This window comes from Streptomyces sp. NPDC001922 (genome assembly GCF_042891165.1).
In the GTDB taxonomy this organism is placed as follows: Bacteria; Actinomycetota; Actinomycetes; order Streptomycetales; family Streptomycetaceae; genus Streptomyces.
The window spans coordinates 375,514-400,194 of record NZ_JBIASV010000010.1 but is presented as its reverse complement, the minus strand read 5'-3'; the positions used below and the strand labels follow the sequence as shown (position 1 = coordinate 400,194).

At 73.4% G+C, this 24,681-nt stretch carries 18 protein-coding genes; 6 read left to right on the top strand and 12 right to left on the bottom strand.

Going from position 1 to position 24,681, the window contains the following annotated elements; genetic code table 11:
* Positions 1 to 153: 153 nt before the first annotated feature.
* From ACFYYR_RS21035 to ACFYYR_RS21020, 4 genes are all read right to left on the bottom strand, one after another.
* Entirely contained in the window at positions 154 to 705 is a 552-nt protein-coding gene (locus ACFYYR_RS21035) for an IPT/TIG domain-containing protein (protein WP_388855407.1), read from the bottom strand.
* 819 nt (positions 706 to 1,524) lie between these two features.
* Positions 1,525 to 8,043, bottom strand: a complete 6,519-nt coding sequence (locus ACFYYR_RS21030) for an SDR family NAD(P)-dependent oxidoreductase (RefSeq protein WP_388855404.1) — start codon at positions 8,041 to 8,043, stop codon at positions 1,525 to 1,527.
* 113 nt (positions 8,044 to 8,156) lie between these two features.
* Positions 8,157 to 9,491, bottom strand: coding sequence for a beta-ketoacyl synthase N-terminal-like domain-containing protein (locus tag ACFYYR_RS21025; RefSeq protein WP_388855401.1), 1,335 nt, complete (start codon positions 9,489 to 9,491; stop codon positions 8,157 to 8,159).
* A gap of 290 nt (positions 9,492 to 9,781) precedes the next feature.
* Positions 9,782 to 9,991, bottom strand: coding sequence for a DUF5988 family protein (locus tag ACFYYR_RS21020; protein ID WP_388855398.1), 210 nt, complete (start codon positions 9,989 to 9,991; stop codon positions 9,782 to 9,784).
* A 794-nt stretch (positions 9,992 to 10,785) separates the two neighbouring features.
* Between ACFYYR_RS21020 and ACFYYR_RS21015 the strand changes: the two genes are divergently transcribed.
* The gene (locus ACFYYR_RS21015; RefSeq protein ID WP_388855469.1) at positions 10,786 to 11,205 is read left to right on the top strand and encodes a DUF4396 domain-containing protein; all 420 of its coding nucleotides are present in this window, start codon (positions 10,786 to 10,788) and stop codon (positions 11,203 to 11,205) included.
* A gap of 262 nt (positions 11,206 to 11,467) precedes the next feature.
* Entirely contained in the window at positions 11,468 to 12,481 is a 1,014-nt protein-coding gene (locus ACFYYR_RS21010; protein WP_388855395.1) for an NADP-dependent oxidoreductase, read from the top strand.
* 121 nt (positions 12,482 to 12,602) lie between these two features.
* Here the strand turns inward: ACFYYR_RS21010 and ACFYYR_RS21005 are convergent, their stop codons facing one another.
* Positions 12,603 to 13,340: an SDR family oxidoreductase gene (locus tag ACFYYR_RS21005; protein WP_388855392.1), complete on the bottom strand. Its 738-nt coding sequence runs from the start codon at positions 13,338 to 13,340 to the stop codon at positions 12,603 to 12,605.
* A 198-nt stretch (positions 13,341 to 13,538) separates the two neighbouring features.
* Between ACFYYR_RS21005 and ACFYYR_RS21000 the strand changes: the two genes are divergently transcribed.
* Positions 13,539 to 14,111 carry a TetR/AcrR family transcriptional regulator gene (locus tag ACFYYR_RS21000; RefSeq protein WP_388855389.1) on the top strand — a complete coding sequence of 191 codons (573 nt, stop codon included), beginning with the start codon at positions 13,539 to 13,541 and terminating at the stop codon, positions 14,109 to 14,111.
* Positions 14,112 to 14,276: 165 nt separating this feature from the next.
* On the opposite strand, the gene glpK is transcribed toward ACFYYR_RS21000, so the two are convergent.
* The 5 genes from glpK to ACFYYR_RS20975 all read right to left on the bottom strand — a co-directional run bounded on the left by glpK (position 14,277) and on the right by ACFYYR_RS20975 (position 20,822).
* Positions 14,277 to 15,794, bottom strand: a complete 1,518-nt coding sequence (gene glpK / locus ACFYYR_RS20995) for a glycerol kinase GlpK (RefSeq protein ID WP_388855386.1) — start codon at positions 15,792 to 15,794, stop codon at positions 14,277 to 14,279.
* A gap of 78 nt (positions 15,795 to 15,872) precedes the next feature.
* Positions 15,873 to 16,715 (bottom strand): MIP/aquaporin family protein, encoded by an 843-nt coding sequence (locus ACFYYR_RS20990; RefSeq protein ID WP_388855383.1) that lies wholly within the window; start codon positions 16,713 to 16,715, stop codon positions 15,873 to 15,875.
* Positions 16,716 to 17,065: 350 nt separating this feature from the next.
* Positions 17,066 to 18,208, bottom strand: coding sequence for an amidohydrolase family protein (locus ACFYYR_RS20985; protein WP_388855380.1), 1,143 nt, complete (start codon positions 18,206 to 18,208; stop codon positions 17,066 to 17,068).
* On the bottom strand, positions 18,209 to 19,561 hold the full coding sequence (locus tag ACFYYR_RS20980; protein WP_388855376.1) for a glutamine synthetase: 1,353 nt from the start codon (positions 19,559 to 19,561) through the stop codon (positions 18,209 to 18,211).
* A 469-nt stretch (positions 19,562 to 20,030) separates the two neighbouring features.
* Positions 20,031 to 20,822: an SDR family NAD(P)-dependent oxidoreductase gene (locus ACFYYR_RS20975; RefSeq protein ID WP_388855466.1), complete on the bottom strand. Its 792-nt coding sequence runs from the start codon at positions 20,820 to 20,822 to the stop codon at positions 20,031 to 20,033.
* Positions 20,823 to 20,930: 108 nt separating this feature from the next.
* On the opposite strand from ACFYYR_RS20975, the gene ACFYYR_RS20970 reads away from it, so the two are divergent.
* Positions 20,931 to 21,503 (top strand): TetR/AcrR family transcriptional regulator, encoded by a 573-nt coding sequence (locus tag ACFYYR_RS20970; RefSeq protein ID WP_388855373.1) that lies wholly within the window; start codon positions 20,931 to 20,933, stop codon positions 21,501 to 21,503.
* Positions 21,504 to 21,601: 98 nt separating this feature from the next.
* Here ACFYYR_RS20970 and ACFYYR_RS20965 read toward each other — a convergent pair whose 3' ends face one another.
* Both ACFYYR_RS20965 and ACFYYR_RS20960 read right to left on the bottom strand, forming a co-directional pair.
* Positions 21,602 to 22,555: a CapA family protein gene (locus ACFYYR_RS20965; RefSeq protein ID WP_388855370.1), complete on the bottom strand. Its 954-nt coding sequence runs from the start codon at positions 22,553 to 22,555 to the stop codon at positions 21,602 to 21,604.
* 323 nt (positions 22,556 to 22,878) lie between these two features.
* Positions 22,879 to 23,349, bottom strand: a complete 471-nt coding sequence (locus tag ACFYYR_RS20960; protein ID WP_388855367.1) for a MarR family winged helix-turn-helix transcriptional regulator — start codon at positions 23,347 to 23,349, stop codon at positions 22,879 to 22,881.
* Between the two features lie 139 nt (positions 23,350 to 23,488).
* Between ACFYYR_RS20960 and ACFYYR_RS20955 the strand changes: the two genes are divergently transcribed.
* The gene (locus ACFYYR_RS20955) at positions 23,489 to 23,863 is read left to right on the top strand and encodes a DoxX family protein (RefSeq protein ID WP_388855364.1); all 375 of its coding nucleotides are present in this window, start codon (positions 23,489 to 23,491) and stop codon (positions 23,861 to 23,863) included.
* A gap of 66 nt (positions 23,864 to 23,929) precedes the next feature.
* Positions 23,930 to 24,538, top strand: coding sequence for an ester cyclase (locus tag ACFYYR_RS20950; protein ID WP_388855361.1), 609 nt, complete (start codon positions 23,930 to 23,932; stop codon positions 24,536 to 24,538).
* Positions 24,539 to 24,681: the final 143 nt, after the last annotated feature.

Genomic DNA, 24,681 nt, shown 5'->3' with positions numbered 1-24,681 from the left:
CCGGGTTTACCCCGGGGGGGGGGGCCCCACCCCCCCCCCGGGGGGGCTTTGGGGGGGGGGGGGGGCCCGGCCCCCCCCCCCACCCCCCCGGGGGGGGCCCCCCGGCCGGGGCGGGCCCCACCACGCAGCAGAACAGAGGCCGACCTGCCGCGCCTACACGTACAGGTAGGAGAAGCTGGTGCTCGTCCCGGCCGGGGTGACCACGGTGATCGGCACGGTGCCGGTCCCCGGGGGTGCGGTCGCGACGATCAGGTTGTCGGAGATCACGGTGAAGCTGGTCGCCGGCGTGGTGCCGAAGTTCACCGCGGTGGCGCCCGTGAACCCGGATCCGACGATCGTCACCAGGTTGCCGCCGGTCGCCGGACCGGTGGGCGGGACAGCCGTGACGATCACTGGCCCCGGAACGCCGATGTACAGGTACGGGAAGCCGTTGCTGGTCCCGTTGGCCGTGGTGACGGTGACCTGTACGGTGCCGCTCCCGGGCGGGGCGACGGCCGTGATCACGTTGTCGGAGACCACGGTGAAGCTGGTCGCCGGGTTGGCGCCGAACTTGACGGCGGTGGCGCCGGTGAAGCCGGATCCGACGATTGTCACCAGGTTGCCGCCCGACGCCGGGCCGGTCGGCAGGAGGACCGCGAAGACGATGGGCGGCGCGGCGGCGAGTGCCGCTGCCGCGTCGTGCTGTGAACCGACCTGACTGGACATGGAGTTCCTTCTTTCTCTCGCGGTCCTCGGGGGTGATGTCCGGCGGGGGGTCGGTGTCCGGATGAGTCCGAAAGGCCCGCGAGAATTGGCGGGTAATTCCCTCTCCCATCAAGAGAATCGGATATGTTGGAAGGTCGGAAGGCGTATCTCATGCCTGCTGTGGCATGAGGTGGTGAATACGAAAATCCAACAAGCGGCGGGGGGTTGGGCTTCCACGCTGGCGCACACCGGTGGCGGTTGCATCGATATCTTTGATGAGTTGTCAACTGCCCGAAATAAGCGCCCAGTCGGTCGCGTCGAGGCCTGGAGGGGACCGCTGTACCCGACCGCCGTGAGCTGGTCCGTGGGGTGTGGGGTGGTGCCCTCGGGGGAGCTGCGCAGGGGAAGCGGGCGGCGCGGAATCGGCGGGCGAACGACGCCCCATGAACGGATTGTGAGCCGAACATGAGCGATGTGTCCAATTCTCGTTGTGTGTCGGTCGCAGCAGCAATTGGTCCTACGAAGGGGATTCCGTCAAGGGTCTCCCGGCGCGGGAGTTCCCGGACGTCGAGGCCGACGTGACGTACACCGCCCTCCGAAAGCAGTCCCGCCCGATGACCGAAGAGGAGAAGGTCTCCCGCTGCGGCAACGCCAGCCCCTCCTGAGGCTGCCGCCCCCACAACCCACCGCCCGCCTCTTCGGACAGCACGGACCGGGCCGCCCGGCGACCCAACCGGACGGCCCGGCGTTCGAGGCCTGTCCTCCGGGCCGCTCACCTCAGCGGGAGCCGGTCCCGGCCTGTCCGGACGGAGCCGGAGGACAGGCGCGCCGCGGGGTGCGCTACGTCTCCGTTCCGCCGGCCGGGCCGGCTCCCGGGGCGAAGGTCTCCTCGCCGTTCCGCAGCTCCAGACCCATGTGCTGGGCCAGGCCCGTGGCGAGCGCCGCGAGCGTCGGGTGCTTCCAGACGAAGTTGGCGGCCAGCCGGACCCCGAGGCCGGACTCCAGCCGGGCCCGCAGCTCCATGGCGAGCAGCGAGTCGAAGCCGAGCGACTTCAGCGGGGTCTGCGGGTCGAGGGTGGTGCCCCCGAGGCGGAGCACCGCCCGGATGTGGTCGGAGAGATACGCCTCCAGGGCGGCCCGGCGGCCCAGTCCGGTGGCGATGGACCGCAGATCCGTCGGCACGTCGGTCGCCCGTCCGGCCGCGGGCGCCCCGTCCTCGTCCGGGGCGGGGACGAACGAGCCGAACAGCGACGAGTGCCGGCCGGACGGGAGGATCCAGCTGTCCGGGTCGCCGGGGATGACCCCGGTCTGGACGCGTCCGTGCGCGAGCAGCGCGTCCAGGGCCTCGAAGCCCTCCTCCGTGGGGATGGTCCGGTAACCGCGTTCGGCGAAGCCGGTCGCCACTCCGGTCTGGCCCCACGGGCCCCAGTTGACGGCGAGGGTGGGCAGGCCCCGCGCGCTGCGCCAGGCGGCGAAGCCGTCCAGCCAGGAGTTGGCCGCGGCGTAGACGCCCTGGCCCGGGTTGCCGAGCAGCGAGGCCATCGAGGAGAAGACCACGAACCAGTCCAGGGCCTGTCCGGCGCAGGCCTCGTGCAGCCGCCACGCCCCGGTGACCTTGGGCCGCCAGACCCGGGTCAGCTGGTCGTCGGTGACATTGGTGATGACGGCGTCGTCGAGGACCATGGCCGAGTGGATGACCCCGCGGAGCGTCGAGCCGTCCACACAGGCGGCGTTCAGCAGGTGTTCCGCGGTGCCGGGCTCGGCGATGTCGCCGAGCGCGACGGTGATCCGGGTGCCCGCGGCGCGCAGTTCCTCGATCGTCCGCTCGGCGGCGGGGGAGGGGCGGCCGCGGCCGTTGAGGACGACATGGGCGGCGCCCCGGTCCGCCAGCCAGCGGGCCGCGGCGAGGCCCACGCCCCGCAGGCCGCCGGTCACGACATAGGCGCCGCCCGGCCGGACCGAGGGCGCTCCCCCGGGCAGCACGGCCGTGGCCGTGCCCTCGTCGGGCACGGTCAGCACCACCTTGCCGATGTGGCCCGCCCCGGCCATGAGCCGGAACGCGTCGGTGGCCCGGGACAGCGGGAAGGTCCGGCAGGGCAGCGGCATCAGCCGGCCGTCGGCGAACTCGTCGAGGACCTCCCGCAGGACCGTGGCGAACACCTCGGGACGGTTGCGCTGCAGGCCGATGAGGTCCACCGCGCTCAGCGTGATGTTCTCCCGGAACGGGGCGAGCCCCAGCGGCGCGTCGGCGAGGATGTCCCGCACCCCCAGCTCGACGAACCGGCCGAACGGGCGGAGCGTCCGCATCCCGGCCCCGATCGCCGCGCCGGAGAGCGAGTTGAGGACGAGGTCGACGCCCTCGCCCCCGGTGGCGGCCCGGGTCCGTTCGGCGAAGTCCAGCGACCGGGAGTCCATCACGTGCCGGATGCCCAGCTCCCGCAGATGGTCGCGCTTCGCCTCGCTGCCGGCCGTGGCCAGCACCTCGGCGCCCAGCCGCCGGGCCACCGCGATCGCGGCCAGCCCGGTGCCGCCCGTGGCGGAGTGGATCAGCACCCGTTCGCCCGCGGCGAGCTGCCCGACGTGGCGCAGCGCGTACCAGGCGGTGAGGAACGCGACCGGCAGGCCCGCGGCGGCGACCGGGCCGAGCCGGGCCGGGACCGGGGCGACGGCGGTGGCGGGCACGGTGACGAACGAGCCGAAGGCGCCGCCCCGCAGATCCACCGCCAGCACCGGGTCCCCGGCCCGCAGGTGGTCGACGCCGGCTCCGACGGCGGTGACCACGCCCGCGCACTCGAAGCCGATCCGGTACCGCACATCGCCGTCGGAGGGCAGCAGGCCCATGGCGGTCAGCACGTCGCGGAAGTTCAGCCCCGCCGCCCGCACCCGCAGTTCCACTTCGCCGGGGCCGGGTTCCCGGCGGCCGGTCGCCGCGAGTTCCAGCCGGTCCAGGTCGCCGAGGCGGCCCGCCCGCAGCCGGAACCCGTCGGCGCCGTAGCGCACCGGGCGGGCGGCGGCGGCGCTGCGTTCGGTGTCGGTCAGCGGCGCGTAGTCCAGCCGGGCCACCTGTCGGGACGGCCCGCGCAGGGCCACCTCGTCCTCGGGCCCGGCGGCGAGCAGCTCCTCGACGAGCGTCCGCAGGCCGTCGCCGTCCCGGCCGGTGTCGACGAGGGTGGCGCGCAGGCCGGGGTGTTCGTAGGCGAGGACGCGCACCACGCCGCGCAGGGAGCCCTGCCCGAGGTCCACCGGCTCGCCGGGGGCGGCACTCCGGGCGCCGCGGGTGACCGCGTACAGCCGCGGCGGTTCGGCTCCGCCCGCGGCCATCGCCTGGGCGGTGCCGAGCAGCCGCCGGGCGCGGCGCAGGGCGTCGGCGGTCGGGTCGTCGTCCGGTCCGGGCGGGGCGCACAGCAGCACCACGCCGCGCGGCCGGCCGGCGGGCCCGTCCCAGCGTTCGGCGAGGGAGTCCCGGAGGGTCTCCAGCGGGTCGTCCGCCGGCGGGAGGTCCAGGACGTCGGCCGTGGCCCCGGCCGCGCGCAGTCCGTCGGCCAGCTCGTCGGCGGAGCCGTCCGCCTCGCCGAGGACGAGCCACGTCTCCGCCGGGGAGGACCTGCCCGCCGCTGGGGCGGACCCGGCCGCCGCCGGGCGCGGGGCGGGGTGCCAGCCGGTTTCGAGGAACCACCGGTCGACCCCGGCGGCGTCCTGCCCGGCGTGCCGGACGAACTTCAGGCCCACGATGCCCATCACCGGCCGGCCCGCCTCGTCCAGCAGCCGCACATGGCCGACGACGCTGTCCGCGGTCGACTCCGAGATCCGCGCGTGGCAGTACACCGCGTCCGCCGGGTCGCCGAAGAGCCGGACCGCCTGCACCGCGACCGGCAGCACCAGCCCGTGCCCCTCCTCCGCCATCAGGCCCGCCACCGCGAGCTGTGCGCAGGCGTCGACCAGGACCGGGTGGATCCGCAGCCCGTGATGCGCGTCGAGCGCGGCGTCCCGCAGCCGGACCCGCGCCCAGTAGCTGTCGCCGTGCCGGGACCCGCGCAGGTCCGTCAGGATCGCGAAGCCGGGGCCGTGTTCGAGGCCGCGGGCGCGCAGACGCGTGTAGAGGGTGTCCGGTTCGAGGGCGAGGGGGTGCCGCCAGGCGAGGGTCGGCGCCGGCACGGACGGCGGCCGGGGCGTGTCGCTCAGCCGGCGCAGGGTGGCGGTGGCGTGCCGGACCCAGCCGTCCTCGCCCCGCCCGAAGATCTCGCACTCGGCGTGGTCGGTGCCGCGGGCGACCACGGTGGTGCTGACCTCGGTGTGCTCGGTCAGCCGCAGCAGCTCCCGGAACCGGACGTCGGCCACCTCGACCTCGTGCGGCGCGGCGTCGAACACCTCGCAGGCGGCCGTCAGCGCCAGCGCGTAGTACGCGGCGCCCGGCAGCACCGGCTCCCCGTGCACCCGGTGGTCGGCGAGCCACGGCTGGGCGGCGGTGCCGGCGTCGCCCTGCCAGGTGTGGCGGACCGTCTCGCCGGGCACCTCGGCGTGCACCCCGGGCAGGGTGGGGCCGTTCACCGCTGTGCCGCCCCCGGCCGCCGGAACGGTGTCCACCCAGTGGTGCTTCCGGTCGAAGGTGATGGGCGGAACGTCGGCGAGCCGGGCGTCCCCGTACAGCACCGACCAGTCGACCGGCACTCCCGCGCAGTGCAGGGCGGCCAGTTGGGTCCGCAGCACGGTCCGCTCGTCCTCGCCGCGGCGCAGCGTGGGCAGCACCACCGGGTCGCCCGCCAGGCCCGTCAGGCTCTCCGCGACGGCCCGGGTGACCACCGGGTGCGGGGACACCTCGACGTAGACGGTGTGCCGGTCGGCGGCGGCGGCGCGCACCGCGGCGGCGAACCGCACCGGGCGGCGCAGATTGGCGCACCAGTAGGCGGCGTCGAAGTCCGGGACCCGCCGCGGGTCGTCCAGAACGGTGGAGTAGAACGGTACGCCGGGCCGCTGGGGCATCAACTCGGCGAGTCCGGCGGCCAGTTCGCCGAGCAGCGGCTCCACCTGCGGCGAGTGCGAGGCGATGTCGACCGCGATCAGGCGCGCCGGCACGCCCCGGGCGTCCCAGAGCCCCACCAGCCGCTCCACCTCGGCGCTGTCGCCCGCGACGACCACCTGTCCGGAGGCCGCCTCGACGGCGACCGAGACGGCCGCCGCGGCCCCCGCGGCCTCGAGCTCCGCCTCCGCGGCGGCCCGGTCCAGATGCACGGTGGCCATGGCGCCGGCCCCCGCGATCCGGGTCAGCAGCGCGGACCGGCGGCAGATCACCCGGACGCCGTCGGCCGGGGAGAGGGCGCCCGCCACCACCGCGGCGGCCACCTCACCCATCGAGTGCCCCACCACCGCGGCCGGTTCGACCCCGTGGGCCCGCCAGGTGGCGGCCAGGGCGTACTGGAGCGCGAACAGCGCCGGCTGCACCCGTCCGGTCCCGGTCACCTCCGCACCGGAGCGCACCAGGTCGAGGACGGAGAACCCGGCCTCGGCGGCGATCAGCGCGTCCACCTCGGCCAGCGCGGCGGCGAACGCCGGTTCGTGCTCCAGCAGCCCGCGCCCCATCCCGGCCCACTGCGAGCCGTGCCCGGAGAACACCCACACCGGCCGCCGGGAAATCTCGGCGCCCACGGCCCCGGAGACCACCCCGGCACGGGCCTCGTCAGCGGCGAACGCCCGCAGGGCGCCGATCAGTTCGGAGCGCTTGGCGGCCGTCACGCCGAGGCGGCCCCGCCCGGCGGAACGGCGCAGGGCCAGGGTGTGGGCGACGTCCCGCAGCGGTACCGCGGAACCGTCGCCCTCCAGCCAGTCGGCGAGCCGTTCCGCCGCGGCCGGCAGCACGTCCCGGGACCCGGCGGCGACCAGGAAGACGTCGGGCGCGGCGCCCTCGGCCGCGGTGCCTCCGGGCGGCCCGTCGCTGCCGGGCTCGCCGCCCCCGGCCTCGTCGCTCCCGGCCCCGTCGCCCCCGGGCACGGCGGAGCCTGCCCCGGCGGCCTCCTCGCCCCGAGGCAGGGGCAGCGCCGCGCGGGACCGCGGCCCGGGCGCCTGCTCCAGCACCACATGGGCGTTGGTCCCCGAGAAGCCGAACGAGGAGACGGCCGCCAGCCGCGGAGCGGTGTCCGCGGCCGGCCACGGGGTCGGCTCGCCCGGGACGAAGAACCGGGTGCCCGCCGGGTCGATCGCCGGATTCCACCGCGAGAAGTGCAGGTTGGGCGGGATCAGACCGTTCCGCAGACAGAGCACGGCCTTGATGAGCCCGGTGATGCCGGCCGCGGGTTCCAGATGCCCCAGGTTGGTCTTCACCGACCCCAGGGCGCACCGGTTCCCGCCCGGGCCGTAGACCGCCGCCAGGCTCGCGAACTCGATCGGGTCCCCGACGGGGGTCCCCGTGCCGTGCGCCTCGATCATGCCCACGTCGCGCGGGTCGACCCCCGCACCGGCCAGGGCCTCCCGGAACAGCGCCTCCTGGGCGGCGGCCGAAGGCGCCGCGAGACCGTCGGACCGGCCGTCCTGGTTCACCGCCGAACCACGCACCACGGCGAGGATCCGGTCACCGTCCCGTACAGCGTCGGAGAGACGTTTGAGCACCACCACTCCGCAGCCCTCGCCGCGGACGAACCCGTCCGCGGCGGCGTCGAAGGTACGGCAACGCCCGGTCGGGGAGAGCATTCCCATCCTGACGAACGACTGGGTGATCCGGGAGCGGAGCATCATCGTGACCCCGCCGGCCAGCGCCGTGTCGCACTCGCCGGTGCGCAGCGCCTGGCACGCCAGGTGCAGCGCGACCAGCGACGAGGAGCACGCGGTGTCCAGGGCGACGCAGGGCCCCTGGAGGCCCAGCAGATAGGAGATCCGGCCGGAGGCGACGCAGTGCCCGTTGGTGAGGATCGACCCCTCCAGCTCCTGCGGCCCGCCGGCCAGGCGCTCCATGTAGTCGTTGTAGCTGAGGCCCACGTACACCCCGGTCGGGGTCCCGCCGAGCCGGTCCGGCGGCATCCCGGCGTGTTCCAGGGCCTCCCAGGCCACTTCGAGGAGCAGCCGGTGCTGCGGGTCGAGCACGTCGGCCTCCCGGCCGGACACGCCGAAGAAGTCCGCGTCGAAGCCGGAGACGTCGCGCAGATAGCCGCCCCGGCGCGGCACCCAGGTACCGGGCCGGCCGGGCGGCGGCGTGTCCGGGGCGCGCAACTCGGCCCGTTCCGGCGGGGGTTCGCCGACGACGTCCCGCCCCTCCACCAGCAGCCGCCAGAGCGCGCCGGGAGCGTCGACGTCACCGGGGAGCCGGCACCCCATCCCGACGACCGCGATGCTCCGGTCCTCCTGACTCGATCTGTTCTCACGCTGTTCCACGGATCCTCCTTCTCGATGGTCGGGCGGCTGCGAGGGGGCGGTGCAGGAGGACCCGGCCCGGAGCCACCGGGCGGGGCGGTCGTGCTCTTGCGCCGTCGGCGTCATCGGCCGCGCTATACGGCGTCGTTGCTCCCCAGGAGGATCGCGCTCTTCACGCCCCCGACCTGGTAGTTGAAGCTCAGCGAGTAGTCGAAGTCGAGCGGCCGGGCCCGGACGCCGGGGACGGGGTCGAAGGTGAGGTTCTCGGCCGGCTGTTCGCAGTTGGCCGTGGGGCAGACCTGGCCGCGCTCCATCATCAGCAGCGTCAGCGCCACGCCGAGGCAGCCGGCCGGCGCCCCGTTGTGGCCGAAGCAGCCCTCCTGGGAGGTCATCAGCAGATCGGCGGCGGCCGGGCCGTAGAGCTCGCTGATCGCGTTCGCCTCGAAGGTGGTGACCACGACGTTGCCGTCGCTGCCGCCGTGCACGTACGGCACCTGTCCGATGTCCCACCGGTCGCCGAGGCACTTGCGGACCGCCGCCACCAGCTGCGAGCCGCTCTCGTCGCTCGCCAGCGGATTGGCGAGCCCGTCCCGGGTGGTGGCCTGGGCCAGGACCTGGCCGTAGGTGTAGGCGCCGCGACGATGGGCGTGCTCCCGGCTCTCCAGGATCACCGTCGCCGACCCCTCGCCGTGGTTCACGCAGTCCGCGCGCCGGTCGTAGGGCCGCATCAGCCGTTCGAAGGACGGCAGCAGCTCCGGCATGCCGTCCGACCGGATCGCCTCGTAGGTGCGCTGCGCCCCGCTGAGCAGCCGCTGGATGTTCTTGATCAGGGTGACGCTGAAGACGTCCACCCCGGTCACCACGGCGATGTCGACATCCCCGGCGGCGATCATGCGGCGGGCGTTGCCGATCTGCACGGCGGACGAGGCGCAGCCGCAGGACACCGTGAAACAGGGCCCGGTGGAGCGGGTCAGTGCCCCCTGGACCAGTGCCACGTCCGAGGGGGTCACCGCCTGCTCGGCGGCCACGAACAGCTCCATGGCGTCCTCGGGCGGCGTGGTGTCGGGGTCGGCCTCCAGCACCGAGAGATAGCTGTCGATGTTGGCGTCCACCCCGCCGCGCCCGGCGAGCATGGCCGCCTCGGTCAAGTCGCCCGCCCGGAAGTCGAGTTGGGCATCGGCGCAGGCCTCGACCAGGGAGACCAGGCCGAACCGGTGCGCGTTGGTGAAGTGCCGGGAGAAGAACCCCGGTACGTCCGGGAGGCGTTCGTCGAACATCGCGGGGGTGAGGCCGACGGAGCCGTAGTAGACGCTGTCCCGGGCGAGGCAGGAGCGCCCCTGGGAGGCGACGTCCCACAGGTCGACGGCGGTGAAGACGGGTCTGCTGCCGCCGGGCAGACAGAAGCCGAGGCCGGTGACGACGGTGTCCCGGGCGTTCCGGCCGCCGGCCGGCGCCGCGGCGCCGCTCATGAGGCACATCCGTGACGGAGCAGGGTGGACATGGTGATTCCTCCGGAAAGTCGGTCGCCGAAGCGCCCGCCGCGCGGCGGGTGCTGTCGGTGAGGGGGCGACGCTGGAAACCACGGTTGGTCCCGGTGCCGGCGGATCAGGGTCCGGTCCGGGGACTGCGGCGTCACCGGCCGGGGTGCTCCGTGGGCACCGGGCGAGAAGGAGCGGCGGGCCGGACGAGCCTCGGTCGCCGGTTTGTTCCGGCGCGGCTGGCTGGGACCGTCCGGCAGGGAAGACGGGTGCGAACAGCCCTACTCCGCGATGAAGGTGCGATAGCACCAGCGGTACACGGGCATCAACTCATCGCCGATCCTGGCGTATTCCTGGGCGAATTCGAAATGCTCGTAACCGCTGCCACGGGGAATCTTCACCTGCCCATCGGTTCCACCGGGCGGTAGTTCCCAGATCTCGGGAATATCGCTCGGGCCGCCCCGGAGGAGCACAAGAACCTTCTTGGGCATGGCACTCGCCTCCCAGCGCATCGGGAAGGGGGAATGCTCGCAGGGCCGTCAAAGCTGCCGCTGCATCAGTTAAGGTATACCCGCGAAACATCGCGTCAGGTAGGTGCGTGCGGGGCGAATGGGAGCGAAATCAAGCGCATTCTGATGCGCGTTCAGGAGGGGAGCGGGCGCCTCGTTTCTGATGCCCCGCCAGTAGTCCCGGCGCACAACCTCGGTATTCCGCTGCCCCCATGAAATAGTAGTATTGTCATTTCCTGATGGGGGAATGTGGGGCGGGGAAAGGGCGGACCGTGGCGAACTCCGGCGGCACCGGACCGCCGATCGCCGGACCGCGGGCACGCCGGACCGCGGGCACGTCGGACCGCGGGCACGTCGGACCGAATGCGGTCACCGCTGATGCGTCGAGCCGCGAGCAGGCGGGCCGCCGCCGGCCTGGTGGGAGTTCAGCGAGGGGATCGCCGAGACGGCTGACTCCGGGTGACCGGAGGTCTCGCCGCCGGAGGTGCCCTGCTTCGGAATACTCCCTTGGGGTACCCCGTTGTCCCAGGTGGCAGTAGATCGTGCGCACCCCTCCGGAGGGTGACATGGATGATGGCGCACCCGTCGGCCGCCCGCACGCCGCACCGGGGCGCGACGAGCCCCGTCCCGCGGACGCCGGGCGGCGAGCCGCCCGCGCCGGAAGCGACCCCCGCGCGGACCGCGCCGGGCGGCAGCCTCTTGCGGACCGCGCCGCGCGGGGCTCCCCGGATCACGGACCCGGCGGCGCGAGCGGCTCCGGCGGCTCCGGGTGGGGCATCGCCGTCCGGGCGACGCTGCACTGTCTGACCGGCTGCGCCATCGGCGAGGTCCTCGGCATGATCATCGGGGTCTGGCTGGGGCTGTCCATGGGCGTCACGATCGCCCTCGCCGTGATCCTCGCCTTCGCCTTCGGGTACGCCCTGACGATGCGCGGCATTCTCCGCGCCGGAGTCTCCCTGCGGCAGGCGCTTCGGATCGCCCTCGCCGCGGACACCCTGTCGATCATGGTGATGGAGCTCGTCGACAACCTCGTGCTGATCGCCGTCCCCGGGGCCATGGCGGCGGAACTCGCCGACGGGCTGTTCTGGGGAGCGCTGGCGTTCGCGCTGGCCGTCGCCTTCGTGGTGACCGTCCCGGTGAACCGCTGGATGATCGCCCGTGGCCGCGGCCACGCCGTCGTCCACGCCCACCACTGAGGCCTCCCGTCGCGGAGGGTCTCCCGCCGCTGAGGACCCCTGAGGCTTTCGCGCCGCTGAGGGGTGCCCGTCCCCGGGGTCTCCCGGGACTGCGCGGCGCTCTCGCCGCCGGTTCCGTTGCCGGCCCCCGAGGCGCGGGCGGAGCGGCCCGGAGCGGGTGGCCCGGACCTTGCTCCCGCGGCCGACCCGGAGCTACCCTCCCCCTGTCATACCGACTGGTCGGTAGCCATCTTGTCGGTAGCCACCCCGAGGAGCCGCTCACATGTCCCGCACCCAGCAGCAGATCCGACTCGCCGCACGACCCGTGGGCCTGCCCGGGCCCGGCGACTGGGAGCGCACCGAGGAACCCGTCGGCGAACCCGGCGAGGGGGAGCTGCTGGTGCGGGTGATCCACATATCGCTGGACCCGGCCATGCGCGGCTGGATGAACGAGGGCAAGTCCTACATCCCCCCGGTGGGCATCGGCGAGGTGATGCGGGCCGCCGCCGTGGGCCGGGTCGTGTCCTCGCGGCATCCGGAGTTCACGGAGGGCGACTATGTGTCGGGTGCCTTCGGCGTCCAGGAGTACTGCGTGTCGGACGGGCGCGGCGTCACCGCGGTGGACCCCGGACTCGCCCCGCTCCCGCGGTACCTGGGGACGCTGGGGGCGACCGGGATGACGGCGTACTTCGGCCTGATCGACATCGGCCGCCCCGAGCCGGGGCAGACCGTCGTGGTCTCCGGCGCGGCCGGCGCGGTCGGCAGCGTGGTGGGGCAGATCGCCAGGATCCTGGGCTGCCGGGTCGTCGGCATCGCCGGCGGCGAGCGCAAGTGCCGGATGCTCGTGGACGAGCTCGGCTTCGACGCCGCCATCGACTACCGGAGCCAGGACGTGAAGCAGGCGCTGCGCGAACACGCCCCGGACGGGGTCGACGTCTACTTCGACAACGTCGGCGGCGACATCCTCGACGCCGTGCTGACCCGGCTGGCGCGCGGCGCCCGGATCGTCATCTGCGGCGCGATCTCGCAGTACAACAGCGTCGAGGGGGCGAAGGGGCCGGCCAACTACCTGTCGCTGCTGGTCAATCGCGCCTCCATGACCGGCATGGTGGTCTTCGACTACATCGACCGGTACGCCGAGGCCGCGGCCCGGCTGGCCGAGTGGCAGGCCGAGGGCCGGCTCACCTCGGTGCAGGATGTCGTCGAGGGCACGGTCGCCGACTTTCCCGAGACGCTGCTCCGGCTGTTCCGCGGCGAGAACACCGGCAAGCTCGTGCTGACCATCGCGGACGAGTGACGAGCTCGGCCCCCCCGGGGGCTCGGTGCGCCGATGGCCGGTGAGAACCGATCGCGGTCGGGCGGGTTCGTCGGTGGCGATCGTTCGCCGACAGCGGGGCGCGGGCGCTCCCGCGGCGTTGTCAGGCCTGCACGGTGGGCCGGACGACGATCTCGCTGACGTCCACGCCGTCGGGCTGCTCGATCGCGTAGCCGATGGCGGAGGCGACGGCGGAGGGCGGCATGGCGATCTCGTCGCGCTGCCGGATCATCGCGGCCGCGACCTCGGGGCCGGCTCCCCTGCCCACGCCCTCGGTGTGGGTGAAGCCGGGCGAGACGAGGGTCACGCGCAGATCGGGGCCCGATTCCTGGCGCAGCCCCTCGGTGAGCACCTTCACTGCCGTCTTGGTGGCCGCGTAGACGGCCTGGGGGGACTTGACGACGTACGCCGCGGTGGAGCCGACGGTGACGAACTGGCCGGAGCGCTGCCGGCGGAAGACGGGCAGCGCCGCCCCGATGCCGTTGAGCAGGCCGGTGATGTGGGTGGAGACCATGGCGTCCCAGTCGTCCTGGCGCAGGTCGTCGAAGGGCGAGACGGCCATCGTGCCCGCATTGGAGACGAGGACGTCGAGCCGGCCGAACCGGTCGACGGCCGTGTCCGTGAGGCGCTGGAGGTCCTCGCGGCGCGTGACGTCGATGATGACGCCGGTGGCGGTGCCGCCCTTGGCCGTGATGCTCTCCACGACCGTGTTCAGCCGGTCCTCCCGGCGAGCGCCGAGTACGAGCCGGGCGCCCCTTTCGGCGAGGTGGGTCGCGGTCGCTTCGCCGATGCCGCTGCTGGCGCCGGTGATCGCAACGACCTTGCCCTGGATACCCGACATGATCCGCTTCCTTCGGTGGGTGCGCGCGGTCAGTGCGTTGACCTACAGTGAAACGGGGGAGTCCCCACTTATCTCTCAGGTTAACTGGGGGCGCCTCCGTTCAGCAAGTGACGTCTGCGTTCGGCACGTTGAAGGGCACCTGAGGGTTGCATGGCGTCCGAGCGTTGCATGGCGCCGGAGAGAGGATGGCGAGCACTGATGACCGACGGAGCGCACCGGCCGTTGCGGGCCGACGCGCAGCGCAACAGGGAGAAGATCCTCTCCGCCGCCGTGCGCGTGTTCACGACGCAGGGGCTGGACACGCAGATGGAGCGCATCGCCAAGGAGGCGGGCGTGGGCAGCGCGACCCTGTACCGCAACTTCCCCACCCGGGAGGCTCTGGTCGAGGCGGTCTACCGCAACGAGGTGGCCCACCTGTGCGACGCGGCCCCCGCGCTGCTCGCGCAGCAGGCACCCGCCGAAGCCCTGCGCGCGTGGACACACCTCTTCCTGGACTACGTCACCGCCAAGTACGGCATGATCGACGCACTGCGCGCCATCGCCGCGACGGGTGACAACCCCTACGGTCACAGCCGGGAGATGATCCGGGCCGCCATCACCTCACTCATGGACGCGTGCGCGGCCGCCGGGGCGATCCGTACCGACGTCGGGCCCGCGGACCTCGCCGCCGCCCTCGAAGGCATCGCCCTCACCTCGGCGGGCGCCGAACACCGGCAACGAGCCGAGCGCCTGCTCGGCCTCACCCTGGACGGCCTCGCCGTCCGCCCATGAGGGCACGTGCCCGGCCGCGCCGGGACCGTGCCTCGCGTGGCCGTCCCTCGCCGGACTCGTCCTCGTCCAGCAGCCCCATGGCCGGAGTGACCGCGTCCGCACCCCGGCGTGCGGAGGGCCGGAGCCGATGACGACGGCTCCGGCCCTCCGGCCGCAGGACCGGGATCAGGTCACCTTCACCCAGTCCAGGCTGCGCTGCACGGCCTTCTTCCACTCGTCGTAGCCCGCCTGCCGCCGGTCCTCGCTCCACTGCGGCTCCCAGCGCTTGGACTCGTGCCAGTGGGAGCGCAGTTCGGCCTCGTCCCGCCAGAAGCCCGTGGCGAGCCCGGCCGCGTAGGCGGCGCCGAGCGCGGTGGTCTCGGCGACCACCGGACGGCTCACCGGCACGCCCAGGACGTCGGCCTGGATCTGCATGCAGAGGTCGTTGGCGGTGACGCCGCCGTCCACCTTCAGCACGTCCAGGTGCACCCCGGAGTCCTGCTCCATGGCGTCCGCCACGTCGCGGCTCTGGTAGCAGATGGCCTCCAGGGTGGCCCGCGCCAGGTGTCCGTTGGTGTTGTACCGGGTCAGCCCGACGATGGCGCCCCGGGCGTCGGACCGCCAGTACGGGGCGAAGAGACCGGAGAACGCGGGGACGAAGTAGACCCCGCCGTTGTCCTCCACGGTGCGGGCCAGCCGCTCGCTCTCGGCCGCGTCAGTGATGATCTTCATCTGGTCGCGCAGCCACTGCACCGCGGCGCCCGTGACGGCCATGGAGCCCTCCAGGGCGTAGACCGCGGGGCTGTCGCCGAACTGGTAGGCCACGGTGGTGAGCAGCCCGTGCTGCGAACGGACCAGGTCCGTCCCGGTGTTGAGGACCAGGAAGTTGCCCGTGCCGTAGGTGTTCTTGGCCTGTCCCGGGGAGAAGCACACCTGGCCCACGGTGGCCGCCTGCTGGTCGCCGAGCACCGCCGTGATCGGGATCGCGGCCCGCAGCGGCCGGGAGGTACGGGCCTGGCCGTACGCCTCCGCGTGCGACGAAGGGTTGATCTTCGGCAGCATCCGGCGGGGGATGCCGAAGATCTGGAGCAGCTCGTCGTCCCAGTCCAGCGTCTCCAGGTTCATCAGCATGGTGCGGCTGGCGTTGGTCACGTCGGTGGCGTGAATGCCGCCGTCCGGACCGCCGGTGAGGTTCCACAGCACCCAGCAGTCGGTGTTGCCGAAGATCGCCCGGCCCGACTCGGCGGCCTCGCGCAGCCCGTCGACGTTCTCCATCAGCCACTTGATCTTGCCGCCGGAGAAGTAGGTGGCCGGCGGCAGGCCCGCCTTGCGGCGGATGGTGTCGCCGTGGCCGTCCCGCTCCAGGGCGGAGGCGATGGTGTCGGTGCGGGTGTCCTGCCAGACGATGGCGTTGTAGTAGGGGCGGCCCGTGGTGGGGTCCCAGACGACCGTCGTCTCGCGCTGGTTGGTGATGCCGACCGCCGCCAGGTCGGAGGCCGACAGACCGCCGTCCCGGATGGCGTTCTGCATCACCGTGTTGGTGCGCTCCCAGATCTCCACCGGGTCGTGCTCGACCCATCCCGACCGCGGCAGGATCTGGGCGTGCTCCAGCTGGTGCCGCGCCACCTCGTTGCCGTCGTGGTCGAAGATCATGAAACGGGTACTGGTGGTTCCCTGGTCCACCGCACCGACGAACTCTGGCATCGCTGCCGCCTCTCCTGTCTTCGTACGGGCCCGTCTTGGTACGGGATGTGTCCTCGGCTCCGGGCGACGTGGGGCGGATCAGCCCTCGGGGGTGGGCAGCCGGCCCACTTCCTGCTGTTCGGACACCGGGAGGAAGCGGCCGACGAACAGCTTGTAGAGCGCCGCGCCGAGAGGACCGCCGATGAAGGGACCGACGATGGGCACCCAGAAGTAGAGATTGCCGTACTGATCTCGCCAGGCCGAGTCGTAGCCGGTGATGAAGCTGGCGAGCCGCGGACCGAAGTCACGGGCCGGGTTGATCGCGTACCCCGCGTCCGTACCCCAGGCCATGCCGATCGCCACCACGATGAGGCCGATGACGAACGGGCCGAGGTTGGCGCCCGGCGCCGTGTTGAGCAGGTCGGTGACGGCGAAGACCAGCAGCACCAGGATCGCGGTGCCGATGATCTGGTCGCGGAACGCGCCCCACTCGCTCACCGGCAGCGCGCCGTTGCCCGGGAGCGTGGAGAAGACGAACTGCGTCTTGAGGGTGTGGCCCGGGTCGGACGCGGCCAGCACCTCGGTGTAGTTCCAGCGCACCAGGAGCGCCGCGACGAACGCGCCCGCCGTCTGCGCCAGGGTGTACGGCACGACCTTCTTCCAGGGGAAACCCTTGAAGGCCGCCAGGGAGAGGGTCACCGCGGGGTTGATGTGAGCACCACTGAGCCGCGCGGCGACATAGATGCCGAGCGTGACACCGAGGCCCCACGCCCAGGCGATGCTGTCGTGGTCGCCGAGGGCGCCGTCGACCAGGATCGCGCCGGTGACCACCTGCGCGACCACACCACAGCCGAACAGGATGAGGATCATGGTGCCGGCGAACTCGGCGGAGAGTTCGGCGAACAGTCCTGTTCTGTGGAACGGCGTCTTGTTCTGAGCCATGGATTACCCGCTTCCCGACGGTTCGGCTGCGGCCGTATGGGCCCACGTCCCCCTCATCGTGTGCGGGGAGGTGCGGATCCGCCCGCGGGGCAGGGCCGTCCGGGGGACGGGAAGTGCCGGAAAAACCCCCGGATGGCCCAACCCGGTCCGCTACGGATGGGGTCCGCTACGGACGGGGACTGCTTTACGGGCGGGGGTCGTCATGGACGGGGCGCGTCATGGGCGGGGCGCATCATGGGCGGAGCCGGTCAGGGCGGGGCCGCGCCGGGCGGGACCCGGTGCCCGACCGGACGAGGCGCCCGGGCGGCAACCGGCGGGCCCCGGACGGGCCGCGGGGACCGGAGGACGCATCAGGGGCGGAACGGCTCCAGCCCGTACACCCGTCGCGCGGTGTCCGCCCCGATCAGGGCCGCCACCCGCGCCGCGTCACCGGCCGCCCAACTCCCCTCGGACACCCAGCCGGTCAGCAGCCGGGTGAGGGCCGTGGTGAACAGCCGGGCGCCCACCACGTACAGCTCCGGCAGTCCGTAGGCGTCGGTGGAGAACAGCAGCTTGCCGAAGGGCGCCAGTTCCAGCATCTCGGCGAGCACCGCCTCGGCCCGGACACCGGTGTGCGACAGGGCCAGCCCCATGTCCGCGTACACATGCGGGAACGCGTGGGCGAGATAGCCGGCGCCCCGGTGGTACGGGTAACCGTGCAGCAGGACCAGCGTGCAGCCCGTCGGGCGGACGGCCCGGACGAAGTCGGTGAGCAGCAGCGGGTCGCAGCGGTGCAGCCGCAGATCCGGGTCGCCGAAGCCGGTGTGCAGTTGCAGCGGCAGCGCCGTCCCGGCGGCGGACCAGAGCAGATGGCGCAGCAGCACCGGGTCGGTCAGCCGGCCGCCCGCCGGGCGCCCGGCGAGCCACCGGGCCGCCGCGGTGCGCACCGCGCCCCGGTCGGGCGGCGCCGGGTCGAAGTCCAGCCCGTACCGGTACCCGATCACCGACTTGAAGCCCACCGCGTCCCGGGCGGCGCCGGTGACGGCGTCGTCCAGCCGGCTCAGGAACGCCCCCGCGGTCTCCGAGCCGTCCGCGACCCGCTCCGCCAGCGTCTCCAGCCGGACGATCTCGTGCGCGGTGCCGCCCCCGGCCTCCGCGATCTCCTGCGGCCCCGTCAGATCACCGGGCAGCCCGGTGTCCACCAGGAACGTGCCGATGCCCGCGCCGCGCAACAGCCGCCGCGTCGCCTCCGCCGCGCCCAGCTCCCGGCGCCGCCGGAGGTAGCGGTCGGGCGGGCAGTGCGGGTCGAGGTCCAGCAGCGGCGGGCACCAGCGGCGCACGGCGAAGCCGAGCTGGGTGTCGAAGTACGTGGTGCCGGGCGCGGCGGGGGAGTCGGACTCCGTGAGGAACCCCTCGAACGCCTCCGGGCCGAGGTCCGCACGGGCCACACCGTGGCAGTGGTGGTCCACCAGCGGCGGCAGTGCGAGGCCCGGCGGCGGGGGCTCGGCCGTCATTCAGTACCGTCCCCGGGTGGCGTCCGCGACCGCCTGCGGCGCGGCCCCCGCGAACAGCTCCGCCTCGGCCCGGCGGACCGCGGCCACCGCGTCGAACAGCGGGTCCCCGAGCGCCTCCCGGAGCAGCGCCGACCGTTCGAAGTGCTCCAGGGCGCCGGTCAGCGAGTCCGGGAGCCGGTCCGCGCCGCCCACCAGGGCCGGGTCGCCGGAGACCGGGGCGGGCAGCGACAGCCCCGCGTCGATCCCGGCGAGCCCGGCCGCGATGACGCCACCGGTCACCAGATACGGGTTGGCCGCCGCGTCGAAGCACTTCACCTCGGCGTTCGCCCCCTCGGGGTCGTCGGGCGCGCCCGGGATGAAACGGAGCGCGGCCTCCCGGTTCTCCGGGCCCCAGCACCGGAAGGCACCGGCCCAGCGCGACGGTGCGAGCCGCAGATAGCTGGCGACCGACGGGGCACCCAGCGCGAGGAGTGCGGGCAGCTCCTCCAGCACACCGGCGAGGAAGGACTCGCACAGCTTCGTCATGCCGTAGGGCCCGTCGCCTCCCCGGCACAGGTTGCGCTCCCCCTCCCAGAGGCTGAGGTGCAGATGGGCGCCGTTGCCGACCGAGCCCGCCTCGATGACGGGCGCGAAATAGGCCGTCATCCCGTGCCGTACGGAGACCGCGCGCACCGTCTCGCGGACCAGGACCGCGGTGTCGGCGGCGCCCACCGGATCGTCCGCGGCGACCGACACCTCGAACTGGCCCGGCGAGTACTCGGGGTGGATCTGCAGCACCTCCAACTGCTGTGCGGCGAGGGCGTCGCAGACCGCGACGAGGTAGTCCGACAGATCGGCCACCCGGGCCATGCCGTAGGCCGGGCCCTCGGTGGGGTACCGGAGTTCGGCACCGTCCGCACGGGCGACGGTCCACTCGGTCTCGAAACCCATCCGCAGCCGGAGGCCGTGCGCCGCGGCGCGCTCCGCCATCCGCCGGGCGAACTGCCGCTGGCAGGCGGGGTAGGGGGCGCCGCCCTGCTCGTACCGGTCCACCGGGGCCCAGGCCAGGCCCGGCTGCGCGGCGAGCGGGGTCAGCCGGTCGAGGTCGGGGAAGAGCCGCAGATCCCCGTCGGGTCCGCCGATGTGGGTGCTGGTGGTGCTGGAGTCGTCCACCAGATAGACGTCGAAGACCGGGGACATGCCGATGCCCCGCCGGGCCGCCGCGGCCAGCCGCGCCGTGGGCACCACCTTGACGCGGGTGATCCCGGCGTTGTCCACCCAGGTGAGGGCCACCGCGCGGACCCCCTGCGCGGTGAGGTGGGCCGCCTCCTGACGGGCCACCAGCTCGGCCTGTTTCCGATCCGGCGTCTCCATGCGCGCTCCTCCGTCGAAAAACCGGACCGCGTCCTCGCACCTCACCCGGACGGCACCTCACCGGGACGCCACAGCACCCGGACGCGGGCTCACTGAGTCGATCTCCACTGCGCAACGTACAAGGTGACGTCATGCGGGTGGAACGCTTCCGCCGGAAGGCCTGATGGGGACATGTGTCCCCCGGAGCCGGCGGCCGGCGCCGCCCGCAGACACGGTTCCGCCCCGCTCGCCGGAAGCAGCGCACGCCACTCGGCGCCTCCTCGCGGGGAGGCCGGCGTTCCGCCTCGGCCCGACCAGCCGGGAACGCCGGACACACGCTGCGAGCGGGACGGGGGGAGGGGCCGCCGGTGCGGACACCGGCGGCCCCTGCAGGATTCCCTCGTCGGGCGAGGGCCGCGCCGGGGGCGGCTCCCGGGGGGCCTTGCACGCGACCGGCGCCACCACGCAGGACCCACCGTGCAAGGACCGTTCAGCGCTTCTTCCGCTGGGACTCCACGATCTGCTGCAGGGCACCGTCGGCCGCGACGCGGCGCTGCACCCGGGCGGCCAGCCCGGGGAAGAGCCCGCCGATCGCGCTGCCCAGGCGCAGTTCGAGCGGTGCCACGTTCACCTCGGCCCGGTCGCGCTCGATGGCGTCCACGGTGGCGGCGGCCACCTGACCGGGGGAGACCGTACGGACTCCGCCGGGCGTGGCGGCACCCGAGTCGGCGAACATCCCGGCGTCCCGCACGAATCCGGGCTGCACGATCGACACACCGACCCCGGTGCCGTGCAGGTCCTGTCGGAGGCCGTGCGCGAACCCGCGGAGCCCGAACTTCGTCGCGTTGTAGAGCGAGGTCGAGGGGGAGGCGGTGCGGCCGCATATGGAGCCGATGAGGGCGAGATGGCCCGCGCCCGCCGCGACCATCCGGGGCGCCAGCAGCCGGGAGAGCAGCAGGGGCGCCCGGAGGTTCACATCGATGGCCCGGTCGATCTCCTCGGTGCTGTAGTCCAGTGCCTCGCCGCTGGACGGGAGCGCGGCGTTGGCCACCAGGATGTCCACCGGCCCGGCCTCCGCCGCGAGTCGTGCCACATGGGCGCGGTCGGCCAGGTCGGCGACGAGCGGCCGCGCGCCGAGCTCCGCGGCCACCGGCCGCAGCGCCTCCAGCCGACGGCCGGTGACGAGCAATGTGGCGCCCCGGGCGGTGAGTTGGCGGGCGAGGATCCGGCCGATGCCGCCGGTGGCTCCGGTCAGCAGGACGGTCGATCCGGCGATGCGCATGAGAACCCCTGTCATCCGATTCCGTTCGTTCGAACGGACACTAGCGGAGCTCCGGCGCGGAGGTGCCCGGGGCGGATGCGGTCCGGCGGTAATGGAAGAATGCGCGGCATGTCAAGACCGGCCGAAACCCGCGACCGCATCATCCGTGCCGTACTGCGGATCATTGGCGAACACGGCGTGGCCGGTGTGACCAATCGCCGCATCGCGAAGGAAGCGGGCGTCTCGCTCGGCTCGGTCACCTATCACTTCGCCACGCAGCACGAGCTGCTGCGGGAGAGCCTGCGGTCGTTCGTCTCCGAGGAGACGTGCCGGTTCACCGAACTCGCCGCCCAGCACCCGTGCGACGGCACCGATCTGACGGAGGCGAGCACCCTCGTCGGACAGGTGGCCGCGAACACGGGCTTCGACAGCGAGCACATCGCCCCGTTCGAGATCTACATCCAGGCCGGGCGCGACCCGCAGCTCCGGACCGCCGCCGCCGAGTGCTTCGCCGCCTACGACCGGCTGGCCGCCTCGATCCTCAGCGCGCTCGGCGTCCCCGACGCGGAACGCGCGGCGAGTGCCGTCGTGGCCCTGGTGATGGGCATCCAGCTCCGGCGGCTCGCCACCGGCTCGGCGGCCGACGACCTGGTCGACGCGCTGCTGATATTCGTCAGCGGCTCGCAGCGCCCGGCCGTCTAGCGCCCCGGCCGTCCAGTGCCCGGCCGTCCAGCGGCCGGGGCTCGGCCCGGGCGCGGCACGGAGCCGGCGGCCGGGGCGGGGCTCGGGGCGGGCTCCCGCTACCAGGTGACGACCAGCCGGCCGCTCTCCTCGGTCACCTCCGTGCCGAACGCCGCGCACGCCCGGCGGAACCGCCGGGCCGTCCAGCGGTGTTCCTCCGGCTCGGCCGCCCGGGTGCGGCAGGGGTCGAGGGCCAGCGGCACGGCCTCCAGCCGGACCGGCCGGTGCCGCCCGTCGAAGGTGACGAGGAAGAGCAGCCCCAGATCGTTGCGCAGCCGCCGGTCGGTCGCGTAGTCGTCGACGAAGTCCCCCAGGTCGTACAGGACATGGTCGTGGACGCCGTGGAAGACATGCGCCGAGTGGCCCGCGACGAGTGTGGCCCCCGCACCGCGGAACGCCTCCGCCGCCGCCCGGACGTGGGGCACCGGACGGGTCACCATGTTCGGGCCCCAGTGCGGGGTGACCAGGGTGATGTCGGTGCCGAGCCCGGCGATGCCGTCGAGCAGCCACCGGGGGACCCCGGCCTCCAGGTCGGCGTACGCGGTGCCCGGCCGGTCCCGGCCGGCCGCGAAGTCGGCGGGGTGGTCGGCCACCGCGACGATGCCGACGGCCGTGCCCCCGCGGTGCAGCACGACCGGTTCCCGCGCCTCCTTCCGGTCGTGGCCCGCGCCCACCCGGGCGATCCCCGCCGCGGACAGGTGCCGGAAGGTGTCGGCCAGTGCGTCGGGACCGAAGTCCAGGGCGTGGTTGTTCGCCAGCGTGACGCAGCCGACCCCGAGATCCCGCAGCACCTCGGCGGCCACGGGGGGCGCCCGGAAGAAGAAGCGCTTGAACGGGTCCGGCCACGGCGTGCCCCGCGCCGAGATCGCGCACTCCAGGTTGAGCACGAACAGATCCGCCTCCCGCGCCGCGGCCACCACCTCGTCCGTGAACAGCGGCTCGTCCGGAAACGCGGCCAGCTGCTGCCCGACGTTCCGTCCGAGCATGGTGTCCCCGGCCAGCGCGAGCTTCATGGCCCGGCCGCCGGGGAGGGGGAGGCGCCGGCCGGTGCGGCGCCGCCCGGGTGCCGCGGGGTCGCCTGGCGCGGCACCACGGTCGGCCGGGTGCCGCATGGGGCGGATGTGGTCTGCACGGGAATCGCCTTCCCCCGTCCCGTTCCCCGGGCGGGCCCGGCTACACCGCGGGTGGCCCCGGCCGGCGGCGGGTGGCCTCGGCTGCACCGGTGCCGGCCGATCGGGGTGCGCACGCCGCGCGGTACGGGCGCGACCCCGGGCCTGCGGGCTGCCCGGCGGCCGGCCGGGAGGCGCCCCGACGGGCCGCGAGCTCGCCGGCCGGGTCAGGGGCTGTCGGGATCGATGGCGTTGGTGATGCGGCGGCCGATCTCGCGGAGCTGCTTCTGCTGGGCCTTGGTGAGGGGGTCGATCACCAGGCGGCGCACCTCCGCGACATGGCCGGGGGCGGAGTCCACGACCTTGTCCCAGCCCTCGTCGGTGAGGACGGCGAGGGTGAAGCGGCCATCGTCGGGATCGGCGGTGCGGTAGAGCCAGCCCTCCTTCTCCAGGCGTTTGACCGCATGGGAGAGCCGGGAGAGCGAGCCGTCGGTGAAGTCGGCCAGGGTGCTCATCCGCAGCTTGCGCTCCGGGCTCATGGAGAGCCCGGCCAGGATCTGGTACTCGAAGTGGCTGATCCTCGCGTCGCGCTGCAGCTGGACGTCCAGGGCGGCCGGAAGTCGCACCGCGGTGCTGACCAGGGCCAGCCACGCCGCTTGCTCGTCGTCGTCCAGCCAGTGGGGCTCGTCTGCGCTCATGCCCCCAACTTTAACTTGAACCCTCAACTCGTATGCCCACCTCCCATGACTTGAACGCTCAAGAGAATTCACTTGACGATTCAAGCTGGATCGGCCTAGCCTCGAGTTGAAGATTCAAGCAAGCAAATGGAGTGTCCCCATGAACGTCACCTTGTGGATCATCGCGAGCGCCCTGGCCCTGGCCTTCCTCGCGGCCGGCCTGATGAAGGCCGGCCTGCCGAAGGGGAAGCTCGCCGCCTCGGGCATGACCTGGACCGAGGATGTCTCCGCAGGGACGGTGCGGGCGGTCGGCGCCGTCGAGGTGCTCGGCGCCTTGGGGCTGATCCTCCCGGCCGTGCTCGGCGTCGCGCCGGTCCTGGTGGCCTGGGCCGCCCTCGGACTCGCGGTGACCATGCTGTGCGCCGCCGCGGTGCACCTGCGTCGGAAGGAGATGACGTCGATCCCGGCCGCCCTGGCGCTGCTCCTCCTGGCCGCCGTGGTGGCCTGGGGCCGCTTCGGCCCCTACGCCTTCTAGTCAGGCCCTGTCGGCCTGAGTCCACCCCACCTTTCCATCAGCGTGATCTTGTAGAAGGGAATCGACATGATCAACCGCCGTAACGTCCTCCGAGGCGGAGGCGCCGCTGCCCTGGGAGCCCTCGCCATCACCGCGGTGGCCGGCGGAACCGACCCGGCATCCGCGGCCACAGGCGGCCGGGAACTGCTCGGCGACCCCGCCTCCACCCCGGAGGCCGAGTCGCTCTGGCCGCCCAACCTGACTTCCGGGGAGCGCAAGCTCCTTGAGGTCTTCGACGAGCTGGACTTCGTCGTCTACTCCGGTCAGCAGTGGGACCGGCTCGGTGAGAGCCACGCGCAGAACATCCGCGTCCACTGGCCCGACGGCCACTACACGGACGGCCTCGACCGGCACATCGCCGACATGAAGGGCCAGTTCGTCTGGGCACCGGACACGCGCATCACCGAGCACCCGATCCGCATCGCCAAGGAGAACCTGACCTCGGTGACCGGTGTCATGAAGGGCACCTTCACCCGGCCCATGCCGGACGGCAAGGGCGGCTTCATCCAGCCGACGGGCAAGAAGTTCTCCGTCAACATGGCCACGGTCGGCATCTGGAACAAGCACAGAGTGATGGAGGAGGAATTCCTCTTCTGGGACAACGGGACCTTCTACCAGCAGATCGGCCTCGCCTGATCGGTGCGTGGCCCGGCGGTGCGGCCGATCGTCGTGGCGTCGGTGACCTGCTCGAGGGGGAGCGTGGGGCGGGCGCCCCCGTCCGCCGGCCCTGGCCAGGCGCCTGCCCCGGTCTCGCTCGCCGTCTCTTGTCGGCTCGCAGG

What these genes read in the sequence shown, in the direction of transcription:
- ACFYYR_RS21035 (WP_388855407.1), bottom strand. Translation starts at nt 705, where the DNA reads ATGTCCAGTCAGGTCGGTTCACAGCACGACGCGGCAGCGGCACTCGCC.
- ACFYYR_RS21025 (WP_388855401.1), bottom strand. Translation starts at nt 9,491, where the DNA reads ATGAGCGGCGCCGCGGCGCCGGCCGGCGGCCGGAACGCCCGGGACACC.
- ACFYYR_RS21020 (WP_388855398.1), bottom strand. Translation starts at nt 9,991, where the DNA reads ATGCCCAAGAAGGTTCTTGTGCTCCTCCGGGGCGGCCCGAGCGATATT.
- ACFYYR_RS21010 (WP_388855395.1), top strand. Translation starts at nt 11,468, where the DNA reads ATGTCCCGCACCCAGCAGCAGATCCGACTCGCCGCACGACCCGTGGGC.
- ACFYYR_RS21005 (WP_388855392.1), bottom strand. Translation starts at nt 13,340, where the DNA reads ATGTCGGGTATCCAGGGCAAGGTCGTTGCGATCACCGGCGCCAGCAGC.
- ACFYYR_RS21000 (WP_388855389.1), top strand. Translation starts at nt 13,539, where the DNA reads ATGACCGACGGAGCGCACCGGCCGTTGCGGGCCGACGCGCAGCGCAAC.
- glpK (WP_388855386.1), bottom strand. Translation starts at nt 15,794, where the DNA reads ATGCCAGAGTTCGTCGGTGCGGTGGACCAGGGAACCACCAGTACCCGT.
- ACFYYR_RS20990 (WP_388855383.1), bottom strand. Translation starts at nt 16,715, where the DNA reads ATGGCTCAGAACAAGACGCCGTTCCACAGAACAGGACTGTTCGCCGAA.
- ACFYYR_RS20985 (WP_388855380.1), bottom strand. Translation starts at nt 18,208, where the DNA reads ATGACGGCCGAGCCCCCGCCGCCGGGCCTCGCACTGCCGCCGCTGGTG.
- ACFYYR_RS20980 (WP_388855376.1), bottom strand. Translation starts at nt 19,561, where the DNA reads ATGGAGACGCCGGATCGGAAACAGGCCGAGCTGGTGGCCCGTCAGGAG.
- ACFYYR_RS20975 (WP_388855466.1), bottom strand. Translation starts at nt 20,822, where the DNA reads ATGCGCATCGCCGGATCGACCGTCCTGCTGACCGGAGCCACCGGCGGC.
- ACFYYR_RS20970 (WP_388855373.1), top strand. Translation starts at nt 20,931, where the DNA reads ATGTCAAGACCGGCCGAAACCCGCGACCGCATCATCCGTGCCGTACTG.
- ACFYYR_RS20965 (WP_388855370.1), bottom strand. Translation starts at nt 22,555, where the DNA reads ATGAAGCTCGCGCTGGCCGGGGACACCATGCTCGGACGGAACGTCGGG.
- ACFYYR_RS20960 (WP_388855367.1), bottom strand. Translation starts at nt 23,349, where the DNA reads ATGAGCGCAGACGAGCCCCACTGGCTGGACGACGACGAGCAAGCGGCG.
- ACFYYR_RS20955 (WP_388855364.1), top strand. Translation starts at nt 23,489, where the DNA reads ATGAACGTCACCTTGTGGATCATCGCGAGCGCCCTGGCCCTGGCCTTC.
- ACFYYR_RS20950 (WP_388855361.1), top strand. Translation starts at nt 23,930, where the DNA reads ATGATCAACCGCCGTAACGTCCTCCGAGGCGGAGGCGCCGCTGCCCTG.